The sequence below is a fragment of the Marivita geojedonensis genome (assembly GCF_002115805.1).
GTDB classification, from domain to species: domain Bacteria; phylum Pseudomonadota; class Alphaproteobacteria; order Rhodobacterales; family Rhodobacteraceae; genus Marivita; species Marivita geojedonensis.
The window spans coordinates 145639-158579 of sequence record NZ_JFKC01000006.1; the positions used below are offsets into that span (position 1 = coordinate 145639).

The following is a 12941-nucleotide window of genomic DNA, read 5'->3' on the forward strand; positions in this document are numbered from 1 at the left end:
GTTTGATGACTTTACGGCAAGCGCGGCCTTTCGTTTTGGATTTTATGCAATATGATCGAGACAGACTCGGGAGACCTCCGGCATGACGACTGGCATCAATTATGGAAGCCTGATGCATCAGGCGATGCGCGGATTGATCCGCACCGTTCTCGAAGGCGTCCAGAAGGATGGATTGCCGGGGGATCACCACTTTTTCATCACCTTCGATACGGGACACCCGGACGTTGAAATTGCGGATTGGCTGTCGGACCGCTACCCCGGTGAAATGACCGTGGTCATGCAGCACTGGTTCGACAATCTTGAGGTGGCCGAGGACGGTTTTGCCGTGACGCTGAACTTCGGTGACGCACCGGAGCGGCTGTATATCCCGTTCGATGCGATTCTTACCTTTGTCGACCCGTCGGTGGAATTCGGACTGCGGTTCGAAGGTACCGAGGGTGAAGGGATTGAGGACGGTGCTCTGGTTCCGGCTCCGCGTCCGGTGGCCGAGCCGAAGACCCGCAGCAAAGCGCCTGAAGCGGACAGCCCGAAGACCGAGCGCAAGGATGCCGAGGTCGTCAGTCTCGACACGTTCCGCAAGTAGCCCCTGCGCCAGTTTGACAATTGCTCTGCGGGGCGCTTGCGGCTAAACGGCATGCAACTGCATACCGAGGAGGCCCAGATGGCTCAGACCCGCACCGAATCCGACAGTTTTGGCCCGCTTGAGGTGCCGTCCGAAAAGTATTGGGGCGCGCAGACGCAGCGGTCGATCATGAACTTTCCCATCGGCTGGGAAAAGCAGCCCGTCGCGATTGTCCGCGCTCTGGGTGTGATCAAGAAAGCCTGTGCGCAGGCCAACAAGGCGTCCGGCGATCTGGATGCCAAGCTGGCCGATGCGATCATCCAGGCGGCGGGCGAGGTCATCGACGGCAAGTTCGACGACAACTTCCCGCTGGTGGTCTGGCAGACCGGGTCGGGCACCCAGTCGAATATGAACGCCAACGAGGTCATTGCGAACCGCGCAATTGAAATTCTCGGTGGCGTGATCGGATCGAAAGACCCGGTGCACCCGAACGATCACTGCAACATGGGCCAGTCGTCGAACGACACCTTCCCGACTGCGATGCACATCGCCGCGGCGATGACGGTGCGCGACGTGCTGCTGCCGGGGCTGGAAAAGCTGCTGGCCGGGCTTGAGCAGAAGTCCGAGGAATTCAAGGACATCATCAAGATCGGCCGGACCCATACGCAGGACGCCACGCCGCTGACATTGGGGCAGGAGTTCTCGGGCTATGCGCATCAGATCCGCCAGGGCATCGCGCGGGTTAACGCCTGCCTGCCGGGCATCTACGAGCTGGCGCAGGGCGGCACGGCTGTCGGCACCGGTCTTAACACCAAGAAGGGCTGGGGCGAGACCGTGGCGGCGAACATGGCCGAGATCACCGGTCTGCCGTTCGTGACCGCGCCGAACAAGTTTGAAGCACTGGCCGCGCATGACGCGATGGTGTTCATGTCGGGCGCTTTGGCGACTGTTGCTGGGTCCTGCTACAAGATCGCCAACGATATTCGTCTTCTTGGCTCTGGCCCGCGTTCGGGTCTGGGTGAATTGATCCTGCCGGAAAACGAGCCGGGCTCGTCGATCATGCCGGGCAAGGTCAACCCGACGCAGGCCGAGGCGCTGACGCAGGTGGCGGCGCATGTGATGGGCAACGACGCGGCGATCAAGTTTGCCGGCTCTCAGGGGCATTTCGAGCTGAACGTCTACAACCCGATGATGGCCTACAACCTGTTGCAGTCCATGCAGTTGCTGGGCGACGCGGCGGACAGCTTTACCGAGCGGATGCTCTTGGGCATCGAGGCCAATGAGCCGCGCATCGACAAGCTGATGAAGGAAAGCCTGATGCTGGTGACGGCGCTGGCGCCGACCATCGGCTATGACAACGCCACCAAGGTTGCCAAAACCGCGCACAAGAACGGCACGACCCTCAAGGAAGAGGCGATTGCGCTGGGCTTTGTGGATGAAGAGACCTTTGATCGCGTGGTCCGCCCAGAGGACATGATCGGTCCGAAGGGGTAAGCCGTTTCAAAACGGCTTGGGACGCGATTTTGAAATCGCGTGGGCAAGGCCCTTTCAAGGGCCTTGCTTCGCTCTGCGGGGGGCTTATCCTGAGAGCATGAGCAACGTCACCAACCTCAACCAGTTCCGCAAGACCAAGGCGCGGGCCGAGAAGCGCGCCAAGGCGGATGAGAATGCGGTGAAGTTCGGTCGGACCAAGGCGCAGAAGGCGTTGGAGAAAGCGCAGGCCGAGAAGGCGAAGCGCGATCTGGACGGCAAATCCACCACATGAGCGGACGGCCCGTGAAACGGTCGCTGACTTTGCGGGGACATCGCACCAGCGTGTCGCTGGAAGATGCGTTCTGGCGCGCATTCCGGGACATTGCCGAGGCGCGGGACATGCCGATCAATGCGCTGGCAGCAGAGATCGATGAAGAGCGGGAGATCGAGGTCGGATTGGCTTCGGCGATCCGGGTCTATGTGCTGGCGTGGTATCGGGATGGAGAGGTGCCAACACAATCGTCGGGCGCGGAAAGTCGTTAGTGCAAGCGTCCGCCCGCCATGGGGCGGGCGGACGCGCCGCCGCCGCTGGCGCGACGGCGGGTCTCATGACTGGCAATCTTAGCCGATCACATTGTGCTCCGGCCCATAGGGAAAACCGGTGATGTTGGTCGCCCCATCCTCGGTCACGACCAGAATGTCGTGTTCGCGGTAGCCACCGGCACCCGCTGTGCCTTCGGGGATCCAGAGCATCGGTTCGATGGAGACCACCATGCCCGGCTCCAGCACCGTGTCGATATCCTCGCGCAGTTCCAGACCGGCTTCGCGGCCATAGTAGTGGCTGAGGATGCCGAAGGAGTGACCGTAGCCGAAGGAGCGGTATTGCAGCAGGTTTTCCTGCGCAAACAGACGGTTGATCTCGTCGCAGATCTGGGCGCAGGAGATACCCGGACTGATCAGGCTCAGGCCCAGTTCATGCGCGGCGACGTTGGCCTTCCAGATCCGCAGGGACTCGGCATCGGGTTCCCCAAGGAACAGCGTGCGTTCCAGCGCCGTGTAATAGGCCGAGATCATCGGGAAGGTATTGAGGCTGAGAATGTCGCCGTATTGAAGCTGCCGCATCGTCACCGGGTTGTGCGCGCCGTCGGTGTTGAGGCCGGACTGGAACCAGACCCAGCTGTCGCGCATCTCGCTGTCGGGGAAACTGCGGGCGATTTCCAGTTCCATCGCGTCGCGGCCTGCCATGGCGATGTCGATCTCGCGGGCACCCGCCTTGATCGCCTCGCGGATGGCATAGCCGCCCACATCCGCGACGCGCGCGCCTTCGGTGATGAGGGCGATTTCGGCGGGGGACTTGACCATGCGCGAGCGCATCGTGTCGGGGGCGATGTCGATTACCTCGGGGCTGTTCAGGAACGCATCGAGCGTGGCGCGGGCGGCGAGGGTCAGGTGATCGCCCTCGACACCGATGCGGCGGCCTGTGCCGACCAGTCCAGCAACAGCACGCCAGTAGTTGTTGCGCTCCCAATCGGTGTAGATGACGTTGTCGCAATGCGCGCGTCGCCACGGCTGGCCGCCGTCGATATTGGCGCTGACGGTGGTGCAGCTGTCATGGGTCACGACAAGGCCGTAGGGGCGGCCGAAGCTGCAGTAGAGAAAGCCCGAGTAATAGGCGATGTTCTGCATCGAGGTGAGCAGAACGGCGTCCAGATCATGGCTGGCCATGATCGCGCGCAGGCCCGCGATGCGCTGATCGTACTCGGCCTGCGCAAAGGGAAGGGGGGCCTTGTCGCCATTTTGGCAGGTGAAGGTCTGAGGACGGTTTGGGGTATCGAACATGGTCAAGTCTCCGTGCATCCGCCGGGACTCATGCAAAACGCCCGGCATCACATCCGGGCGTTCAGGACGATACGCTTTCTATTGAAAGCTTGATGTGGGTCTTGTTCCGACGACGCCATCGTCGGCACATCTGGGAGTTGGATGGCGAAAGGTAGTGAGTCTGTCAATCGGTTTGGTGGGGTGGGCGTGCCTTCATGTACCTGAAGGTATGTCATGCCGTCTGAACGCAAAGCCAGCGCCCGCCTTGGGGCGGGCGGACGCGTCTCCGCCGCTGCGCGACGGCGGGAGGTCATCTTGACTGGAGTGCCGACTCTTCAAGCGGCACTCCGCAGGGATCAAAGACGACGGTTGATGGCGACAGTGCCAAGCAGCATGTCGGTCAGACCCTGGCCGCGTTCGGTGAGGAACATCATCGCGATGGAGATCAGTTGCAGCGGGAAGACTGCCATCGACACGGTGTAGCCCAGCGTGTGCATGAAGGCCTGGCTGAAGTCGAAATGCTCGCCCCGGCTGTCGCGGAATTCGATCGACATCAGGCGCATCCCCCAGGTGGCGGAGCGTCCGGTGATCGTCGCCACGCGGTAGATGAAGCCGGTGACGAAGAACAGGAACGGCAGGAAGAAGATCCCGATGAACGCCGTCATCACCACCACGGGCACCAGCAGGGCCGCGATCAGGACCGCGTCGACCAGCCAGGCCAGACCGCGCTTGATGGTCACGCTGTCATAGAACTCGGGCTGAACCATCGGGTCAGGCAGGTTGGGATAGGTGTCGGTGGCGTACATTGTCGAAAACCGTTCTTTCACTGAGAGAGGGGTGTGGCCCCGATATGGGGCCACGGGAGGAGCGTACAAGGATCAGGCGTCTTCGGTTTCGCGGCTTTCCTTCGCGGCCTTGGCGCGTTCGTCCATGAACTGGTCGAACTCGGCCTTGTCCTTGGCATCGCGCAGACGCTTGAGGAAGGCTTCGAAATTTTCCTGCTCTTCTTCGAGGCGACGCAGGGTTTCGTTCTTGTAAGCGTCGAAGGCAGTGTTCCCGGACGAACGCATCGCGGTGAATTTCGGGGACATGCGGCGGCTGCTGCAGGATTTGTTGAACATGCGTTTGCTCCAGATCATATAGGCGAGAAGGGCGAGGCCGACCGGCCAGAAGAAGATAAAGCCAAGGACCATTGCGGCGATCCAGGCGCCTTTACCTTTGTTGTCCAGCCACGCCTCGGCGCGGGAGAACCAGCCCGAACGGGCGGGAAGAGAAGCGGGGGCGGCGATCGTACTCATTTTCAACTCCGTTGTTTGCGTAATGTGAATGTCTTTCACATTGAATAGATCGGGGTTGAGGTTGGTGTTTGCAAGGGAAGATGTGAATGTTTTTTACATTCACTTATTTTATGAAGTAAAATCAGATAGTTGTGCGGACAAAATTTCCGGAAGCAGCGCCGGATTCAGTGGAAAAACATGGCGTGGGGTGCCTGCGGCGGCCCAAACCGTGTCGAAATCCAGCAGGCGGGGATCGAGCCATGCGCGGATCGGGGACAGGTGTCCCACGGGGGCGACCCCGCCAATGGCAAAGCCTGTCTGAGTGCGGATCAGTCCGGCATCCGCCTTGCCCAGCGGTTCCCCCGCGCATGCGGACGCCTTGTCGCCATCGACCCGGTTGCCACCGGCTGTCAGGAACAGAACCGCATCGCCGTTCCGTTCGGCGCGGAAGATGATGGATTTCACGATCTGGTCGATGTGACACCCCACGCTGTCGGCCGCCTCCTGCGCGGTGCGGGCCTGACCCACGTCGCGAATATCCGCAGGCAGACCTGCAGCTTCGAGGGCGGCGCGGACGCGTTTGAGGCTCTTGCTCATGGGGTGCCTTTCGCTCTTTCCTGACGTTCACGGTGTCATATGCCGTAGTTCGGCTGCAGAAAAGGTGAGATTGCCCATTGTGCAATGGACCTGTCTGCCCTTATTGTAGACGACAGCCCAATCCGTTTTGCGGACTCGTGGGCCAAGAGTTTCGCTGTCGTGAGCATCGGCACAGTGTCCTGAGCTTCCGACACGCTGTTACGGCCGAAAGGCCTTCTACAAACACCTGAGGTTTTTCGAACATCAGGTTCGCAACGGACGCAGTCGCTTCGCGGCATGTGTCGGAGAAGAAACGCGATGAAACGCGCGCAGAACATGAGGCTTGAGCGACGGGGCATTTCACCCCGGCCAGCCGCTGCGCCCTCTCTCGCCACGACAAGACACACCCGATCCGGTCCACCTTTATACAGAGGCGGGCCGCGACGGTTGTGCGCACGGAATTTATGCCCAAGAAAATGCTTATCGATGCCACCCACGCGGAAGAGACACGCGTTGTGGTGGTCGATGGAAACAAGGTCGAGGAGTTTGACTTTGAGTCCGAAAACAAGCGCCAGCTCGCTGGCAACATCTATCTCGCAAAAGTAACACGGGTCGAGCCGTCGCTTCAGGCGGCGTTCGTGGATTATGGCGGCAACCGTCATGGGTTCCTGGCCTTCTCCGAAATCCACCCGGATTATTATCAGATCCCGGTGGCGGACCGCGAGGCGCTGCTTGAGGAAGAGCGGGCTTATGCCGAGTCGCAGGCGCGCCGCGACGATGAAGACGAAAAGCCCAAATCGCGCCGCGGGCGCGGGCGCAACCGTTCGCGGGCGGCTAAGTCCGAGAGTGACGATGCCGTAGCGACCAAGGACATTTCCGAGGAAATCTCGGGGATGGAGACCATCGACCTGTCCGAAGACGGGGACGAGGATGAAGGTCTGTCGCCCATGGAAACCGTGGCGGAGACCCCGGTTGAGGAACCCGAAGATGCAGACGGGTTCGAGGTTGAGGACTCTGTCGCAGAGGACGACGACGCCGAAGACGGTGACGAAGACGACAAGGCGCAGCCGGCGGACCGCGACGAGACCATCGAAGCGGTTGCCGATGACGATACGCAGGAAGACATCCGCCCGGCGCGCAAGCCGCGCCCGAAGCGATACAAGATCCAGGAAGTGATCAAGGTGCGCCAGATCCTTCTGGTGCAGGTCGTCAAGGAAGAGCGCGGCAATAAGGGTGCGGCGCTGACCACCTATCTGTCGCTGGCGGGCCGGTACTGTGTGCTCATGCCGAACACCGCGCGCGGTGGTGGCATCAGCCGCAAGATCACCAATGCACCGGATCGCAAGAAGCTCAAGGAAATCGCCAATTCCATCGACGTTCCGAAAGGGGCGGGCCTGATCATCCGGACCGCTGGTGCGAAACGCACCAAGACCGAGATCAAGCGCGACTACGAGTACCTCCAGCGCCTGTGGGAGCAGATCCGCGAACTGACGCTGAAATCCATTGCGCCGGCGAAGATCTACGAAGAGGGCGACCTGATCAAACGGTCGATCCGCGATCTTTACAACCGGGATATCGACGAGGTTCTGGTCGAGGGCGAACGCGGCTACCGCATCGCCAAGGACTTCATGAAGATGATCATGCCGTCCCACGCCAAGAACGTGAAGCATTACGTTGACCAGATGCCGCTGTTCGCGCGGCATCAGGTGGAATCCTACCTGTCGGGCATGTTCAACCCGACGGTGCAGCTCAAGTCCGGCGGCTATATCGTGATCGGCGTGACCGAAGCGCTTGTGGCGATCGACGTGAACTCGGGCCGGGCCACCAAGGAAGGCTCGATCGAGGAAACCGCGCTCAAGACCAACCTTGAGGCCGCCGAAGAGGTGGCGCGTCAGCTGCGTCTGCGGGACCTTGCGGGCCTGATCGTGATCGACTTCATCGACATGGACGAGCGCAAGAACAACAACGCCGTCGAGAAGCGCATCAAGGACAAGCTCAAGAACGACCGTGCCCGGATTCAGGTGGGTCGGATTTCGGGCTTTGGCCTGATGGAAATGAGCCGTCAACGCCTGCGCCCGGGCATGATCGAGGCGACGACACAGCCGTGCCCGTCCTGTCATGGCACGGGTTTGATCCGTTCGGATGACAACATGGCGCTGCAGGTGCTGCGACAGATCGAGGAAGAGGGCGTGCGGCGTCGGTCGCGCGAGGTGCTGGTCCGCTGTCCGGTGTCCATCGCCAACTTCCTTATGAACCAGAAGCGCGAACATGTGGCCCAGATCGAAGCGCGCTACGGCATGTCCGTGCGGATTGAGGGCGACGTCCACATGGTCAGCCCGGACTTCACCATGGAGAAGTTCAAGACCGCGACGCGTTCGGTGCCCGAAGCGACAGCGCCTGTGGTGTCGGTCGATACCTCGATCATGGATCAGGTCGATGAGGACGCGGCGGAAGAGGAAGATCAGGTCGAGGCCGCTACCGATGCGGCAGAGGATGACGCCAACAAGCCCAAGAAACGCCGCCGCCGGTCGCGCCGGGGGGGGCGTGGCCGCAACCGCAACCGGGATCGTCAGGACGAAGGCGAGACCCCGCAGGAGGCCGCAGGCGACGCAGACGAACAGCAGGATGCGCCTGCAGAGGCCGAGCCGGTAGAGGCTGAGGCGCAGGAGGCCGCCGCAGAGGTGACCGAGGCGCCGGTCGAAGAAGCGGCACCGGCAAAACCCAAGCGCACCCGGTCCCGGTCGAGGAAGGCCAAGGACAAGGACGAGACTGTTGCGGCTGTAGCGGATGCGGACGCCCCTGCAGAAGAAACCCCTGCAGAGGCAGACGCGGAAGAGGCAGCACCGGCACCGAAGAAGTCCCGCAGCCGGACGTCTTCGCGCAGCAAGGCAGCAGACGCGGCTCCGGCAGAGGCAGAGGTGGCCGAGACCGCCGAGGCACAGCCCGAGGCCGAAGCCGAAGAAGCGCCGAAGAAGAAGCGTACCCGCTCCCGCAAGAAGGCCGAGCCGGCCGAAGACGGCGCCGAGGTGGCCGAGGAGCCGAAGAAACCGGCAAAGCGCAGCCGGGCGAAAAAGCCGGCCAAGGCAGAGGACGCCCCCGAAGCCGCGCCGGTTCCGACGGAAGAGATCGCACCGGTTCCTGAAGTTGTCACACCGGAGCCCGAGCCTGTTGCCGAAGCCCCGACGCCCGCGCCCGAGCCGGAACAGGCGGCCCCTGCGCCGCAGCCCGAACCGGAGCCGGTGGGGGCAGATGCGGACGTGTCGGCTGATGAGGAACCGAAGAAGAAGCGCAAAGGCTGGTGGTCGCTCGGTCGCTGACCCGAGCGATGCCTAAGGAACAACGCCCCCGTGTTTGCCTCGGGGGCGTTTTCTTTTGCGGCTCAGGCTTTGCGGATCACCCAGAGCATGGCATCGCCGTCTGCGATGCTGCTGACAAGGGTGTGCCCGGCCTCGTTGCAGAAATGCGGCATGTCGACAATGGCGGCGGGATCGTCGGTGCGCACATGCAGCTCCGCACCTGAGGAAAGGCCCATCAGGCGCTTTCGCGCCTTGAGAACGGGCAGGGGGCACAGCAGCCCGGTGGCATCAAGTTCTTCGCTCATATCGCCGGATTTAGGCGGCGCAGGCGGCGCTGTCCACTGTCGTGGCACAATCATGTGACCGCGCGTCGCGTGACAGGGCGCACGGCTTGGCATATGTCGGAGCTATGTTGGAATTTCAGATCATCGATGCAGCGCTTCTGCCGGCCATGAGCGTCGCGCTGCTGGCCGGGGCGCTGTCGTTTCTGAGCCCCTGCGTGCTGCCCATCGTGCCGCCGTACCTGGCTTACATGTCGGGCGTGAGCGTGGCCGATATCGAGGCTGGTGGCGAAGGGCGCAAGCGCGGAGTGATCGCAGCGCTGTTCTTTGTGCTGGGACTGTCGACGATCTTTATCCTGCTGGGGTTCACGGCCTCGGCATTCGGGGCGTTTTTTCTGGAATACCAGACACAGCTGGCGCAGGCGTCGGGCGTTGTGGTGATCCTGTTCGGGCTGCATTTCCTGGGCGTTTTCCGCATCCCGTTTCTGGATCAGGAAGCCCGGCTTGAGGCGGGTCAGCAGGGCGGTTCGGCCTTTGGCGCCTATGTTCTGGGGCTGGCTTTCGCCTTTGGATGGACGCCCTGCATCGGTCCGCAGCTGGGGGCGATCCTGTCGATGGCCGCAAGCGAGGCGTCGGTGACGCGCGGCACGCTTTTGCTGGCCGTCTATGCGGCGGGTCTCGGGATACCGTTTCTGTTGGCAGCGATGTTCCTGACCCGTGCGATGGGCGTGATGAACCGCATCAAGAAGCACATGCGCAAGATCGAACTGGCGATGGGCGCGCTTCTGGTAATCGTCGGGATCGCGCTGGTGACGGGCGCGTTCACCTCGTTTGCCTTCTGGCTGTTGGAGACCTTCCCGGGGCTGGCGCTTCTGGGGTAACCCGCTCAGCGGGTGGCGCGGGCCCTGAGCACCGATTGACCGAGCGTAATCGTGTAGGCCTCGAGAGCCGCGAGCGCGCGATCCACCGACGCCACATCGCGCGCTTCCAGACCGCTGACAATCGCGCGGTGCAGGTCGATGATTTCGGCCCGGCTGCGCGCAGTGAAGGTGATCATGTTCATCAGCGGCTGCATCGCCTCGACACTTCCGGCAAGGTGATAGCTGAGCACCTCGTTGCCCGCACAATCGACCAGCGCGCGGTGGAAGGCCACGTCGGAGGCGCAGAACGCCTCGTCCGACAGATCGGGTGCCGACTGCGTTTCGATCTCGTTCCGCATCGTGGCTAGCAGGCTGTCCGTGCGCCGTTCGGCGGCCAGCGACGTGCAACTGCGTTCGAGCGCATAGCGGGCCTCGCAGGCGACCTGAAAGCTGATCGCGTTCATGCCGAGCAGAAGGGTCGAGGTCGTGACCTGCTGCGCGCGGGCCTCGTCATAGGACAGGTGATTGACAAACGCCCCGCCAAACGCGCCGCGTTCGGTGCGGATCAGCGATTGCGCGGCCAGCCGTTTCAGCGCTTCACGCACCGTCGCACGGGACACGCCGTGCTGTTCCGCAAGTTCCGCCTCGGAGGGCAGACGGTCTCCGACCAGCAGCCGCCCATCGACGATTGCGGTGCGGATGGCGTCCGCGATCTGGGCGGACAGGCTTTTCTCGGGTTCTGCATTTTTCATTTGTCAGGCATTTAATTGTCTGACAATTATTTTGGCAAGCCCTGAGTCGCAGGGTGCGGGAGGAATTTGCATGTTGGCCGAGCGGATCAGACAGATGAGCGCGCCTCACTGGCTGGCTCTTTACGGAGGGGTGCTGCTGTGCTGGCTTCTGCTGGCCCTGATGGCGGTGCCTGCCGATCTGCGTGACGTGGCCCGTGTTTTCGGTGGCGATTTCTGGGAGGCGTTCTGCACCACAACACCCGACGCGGCAGGGTTCCTGCGGCTTTGGGTCATGTGGGGTCTGATGTCTGGCGCGATGATGGCGCCGACGGCGCTGCCGGCGCTGGCCACCTATGACGATTTGGGGAAGTCGACCGAGACCGATCTCGGCGCGCTTCTCGTGGGATATCTCGCTGTTTGGCTCGGATTCTCGGCAGGTGCGGCCGGGTTGCAGATTGCGCTGTTCAGCCAAGGCTGGGTGAGCGCGTTCGGAGACAGCCGGTCGGCGGTGCTGTCGGGCGGATTGCTGGTGCTGGCCGGAGCGTATCAGTTCAGTGCGCTGAAGGAGGCGTGTCTGGCCAAGTGCCGGATGCCACTGACCTTTTTCATGGCGCATTGGGACGAGGGGGCCTTGCGCAACGGGCTGCGGTTGGGCGCGGTGTGCCTTGGCTGCTGCTGGGCGCTGATGCTGCTGGGTTTTGTCGGCGGTGTGATGTCGCTGGGCTTTATGGGTCTGGCCACGCTGGTCATGACTTTGGAAAAACTGCGCGCCGGGGCCTGGATCACCCGGCCTCTGGGGCTGGTCCTGATCGGGTCGGGCCTTGCTGTGGCGCTCTTTGGATCTTGAGGGAGAAACGCGATGAGTGATCGTATCGATGTGGCGCAAAAGCTGGACAACCGCCACCCGGCGGCAGAACGGCGTGGGCCGGAGATTCAGCCCTGGGCCATCAAAGGGGAGCTGATCCTCAACTGCAACTGCACGGTGTTCTGTCCCTGCGTTGTGAGCCTGGGCAAGCACCCGCCCACCGAAGGGCATTGCCAGACCTGGGGCGGGGTGCGGATCGATTCCGGTCATTACGGGGATATCGACTTCTCGGGTCTGAATATCGGCCTGCTGATCGAGATCCCCGGCATGATGAGCCGCGGCAACTGGAAAGTCGCGCTGTTCGTCGACGAGCGTGCGGACGATGCGACCTTCGATGCACTGGTCAAGGTGTTCAGCGGTGCGGCCAAGGGTACGACGGGCCTGTTCCAGGTGCTGGTGGGTGAGTTCCTTGGGGCCGAGCGTCAGCCGGTGACCTACGAGACCGAAGGCAACACGCGGCACATCACCGTGGGGCGCAAGATCCAGGGGATCGTGCATCCGGTGGGCGGGGCCGATCCGGACAAGGATCTGGTGATCACCAACACCCAATACTGGATGGGGCCGGATATCACCGTGGCCACGGCGACCAAGGGCAAGGTGCGCGCCTATGGGCGGGTCTGGGATTTCGACGGACGCAGCGCCGAGATTTGCCAGATCGACTGGCACGGTCCCAAGTAAGATGCGGATCTTCCCGGAGTATTGCGTGACCATGGCGCGGTACAATGCGTGGCAGAACGCGCAGTTGCGGGCAGCGTTCGAGACGCTGTCCGATGCGGAGCTGCGCAAGGAGCGGAAAGCGTTTTTCGGGTCGATCTTCAAAACGGCGAACCACATTCTTTGGGCCGACCGCATGTGGATGGCGCGTCTCGGGTTGGGAGAGGCTCCGGAGGGAGATCATCTTTCACTGACGCCAACCCCGGCGGTCTGGGCGGGGGAACGCTACAAGACCGACGCGCGGCTGCTGCATTGGGCAGACCATCTCGATGCCGTCGATCTCAAGGGAGATGTGAACTGGCGTTCGGTGATGGCGGAGCGGGATTTCTCGCATCCGTTCGATCTGTGCGTCATGCATCTGTTCAATCATCAGACCCATCATCGCGGGCAGATCCACGCGATGCTGACGGCGGCGGGGGCCAAGGCGCCCGTCACCGATATCCTGTTCATGCCCGAGGACGGGCCCTGGTTGTAACCTTTCGGTCTGC

General features: G+C 62.3%; 15 protein-coding genes. 9 read left to right on the top strand and 6 right to left on the bottom strand.

What is annotated here, in order from left to right:
* Positions 1-82: 82 nt before the first annotated feature.
* From MGEO_RS09285 to MGEO_RS09300, 4 genes are all read left to right on the top strand, one after another.
* Entirely contained in the window at positions 83-583 is a 501-nt protein-coding gene (locus MGEO_RS09285; RefSeq protein ID WP_085636437.1) for an SspB family protein, read from the top strand.
* A gap of 78 nt (positions 584-661) precedes the next feature.
* Positions 662-2056 (top strand): class II fumarate hydratase, encoded by a 1395-nt coding sequence (gene fumC / locus MGEO_RS09290; protein ID WP_085636438.1) that lies wholly within the window; start codon positions 662-664, stop codon positions 2054-2056.
* A gap of 97 nt (positions 2057-2153) precedes the next feature.
* On the top strand, positions 2154-2327 hold the full coding sequence (locus MGEO_RS09295) for a DUF4169 family protein (protein ID WP_085636439.1): 174 nt from the start codon (positions 2154-2156) through the stop codon (positions 2325-2327).
* Entirely contained in the window at positions 2324-2578 is a 255-nt protein-coding gene (locus MGEO_RS09300) for a ribbon-helix-helix domain-containing protein (RefSeq protein WP_085636440.1), read from the top strand. Before MGEO_RS09295 ends, MGEO_RS09300 begins: the two co-directional genes overlap by 4 nt.
* A gap of 78 nt (positions 2579-2656) precedes the next feature.
* Here MGEO_RS09300 and MGEO_RS09305 read toward each other — a convergent pair whose 3' ends face one another.
* The 4 genes from MGEO_RS09305 to MGEO_RS09320 all read right to left on the bottom strand — a co-directional run bounded on the left by MGEO_RS09305 (position 2657) and on the right by MGEO_RS09320 (position 5727).
* A complete protein-coding gene (locus MGEO_RS09305) occupies positions 2657-3874 on the bottom strand; it encodes an aminopeptidase P family protein (RefSeq protein ID WP_085636485.1) in 1218 nt (405 codons plus the stop codon).
* Between the two features lie 335 nt (positions 3875-4209).
* Positions 4210-4659 carry an RDD family protein gene (locus MGEO_RS09310; protein WP_085636441.1) on the bottom strand — a complete coding sequence of 150 codons (450 nt, stop codon included), beginning with the start codon at positions 4657-4659 and terminating at the stop codon, positions 4210-4212.
* Positions 4660-4731: 72 nt separating this feature from the next.
* The gene (locus MGEO_RS09315; protein ID WP_085636442.1) at positions 4732-5151 is read right to left on the bottom strand and encodes a DUF2852 domain-containing protein; all 420 of its coding nucleotides are present in this window, start codon (positions 5149-5151) and stop codon (positions 4732-4734) included.
* A 108-nt stretch (positions 5152-5259) separates the two neighbouring features.
* A complete protein-coding gene (locus MGEO_RS09320) occupies positions 5260-5727 on the bottom strand; it encodes a YbaK/EbsC family protein (RefSeq protein WP_085636443.1) in 468 nt (155 codons plus the stop codon).
* 443 nt (positions 5728-6170) lie between these two features.
* On the opposite strand from MGEO_RS09320, the gene MGEO_RS09325 reads away from it, so the two are divergent.
* A complete protein-coding gene (locus MGEO_RS09325) occupies positions 6171-9023 on the top strand; it encodes an Rne/Rng family ribonuclease (protein ID WP_085636444.1) in 2853 nt (950 codons plus the stop codon).
* A 62-nt stretch (positions 9024-9085) separates the two neighbouring features.
* Here MGEO_RS09325 and MGEO_RS09330 read toward each other — a convergent pair whose 3' ends face one another.
* The gene (locus MGEO_RS09330) at positions 9086-9307 is read right to left on the bottom strand and encodes a sulfurtransferase TusA family protein (RefSeq protein ID WP_085636445.1); all 222 of its coding nucleotides are present in this window, start codon (positions 9305-9307) and stop codon (positions 9086-9088) included.
* A 104-nt stretch (positions 9308-9411) separates the two neighbouring features.
* On the opposite strand from MGEO_RS09330, the gene MGEO_RS09335 reads away from it, so the two are divergent.
* Positions 9412-10164, top strand: a complete 753-nt coding sequence (locus MGEO_RS09335; protein WP_085636446.1) for a cytochrome c biogenesis CcdA family protein — start codon at positions 9412-9414, stop codon at positions 10162-10164.
* 5 nt (positions 10165-10169) lie between these two features.
* Here MGEO_RS09335 and MGEO_RS09340 read toward each other — a convergent pair whose 3' ends face one another.
* Positions 10170-10895, bottom strand: a complete 726-nt coding sequence (locus tag MGEO_RS09340; RefSeq protein ID WP_085636447.1) for a FadR/GntR family transcriptional regulator — start codon at positions 10893-10895, stop codon at positions 10170-10172.
* 94 nt (positions 10896-10989) lie between these two features.
* Between MGEO_RS09340 and MGEO_RS09345 the strand changes: the two genes are divergently transcribed.
* From MGEO_RS09345 to MGEO_RS09355, 3 genes are read left to right on the top strand one after another with little or no spacing between them, the layout of a single operon-like run.
* Complete coding sequence (locus MGEO_RS09345; protein WP_085636486.1) at positions 10990-11721, top strand: DUF2182 domain-containing protein; 732 nt, start codon at positions 10990-10992, stop codon at positions 11719-11721.
* Positions 11722-11733: 12 nt separating this feature from the next.
* Entirely contained in the window at positions 11734-12417 is a 684-nt protein-coding gene (locus tag MGEO_RS09350; RefSeq protein ID WP_085636448.1) for a DUF1326 domain-containing protein, read from the top strand.
* Position 12418: 1 nt separating this feature from the next.
* Positions 12419-12928, top strand: a complete 510-nt coding sequence (locus MGEO_RS09355) for a DinB family protein (RefSeq protein WP_085636449.1) — start codon at positions 12419-12421, stop codon at positions 12926-12928.
* Positions 12929-12941: the final 13 nt, after the last annotated feature.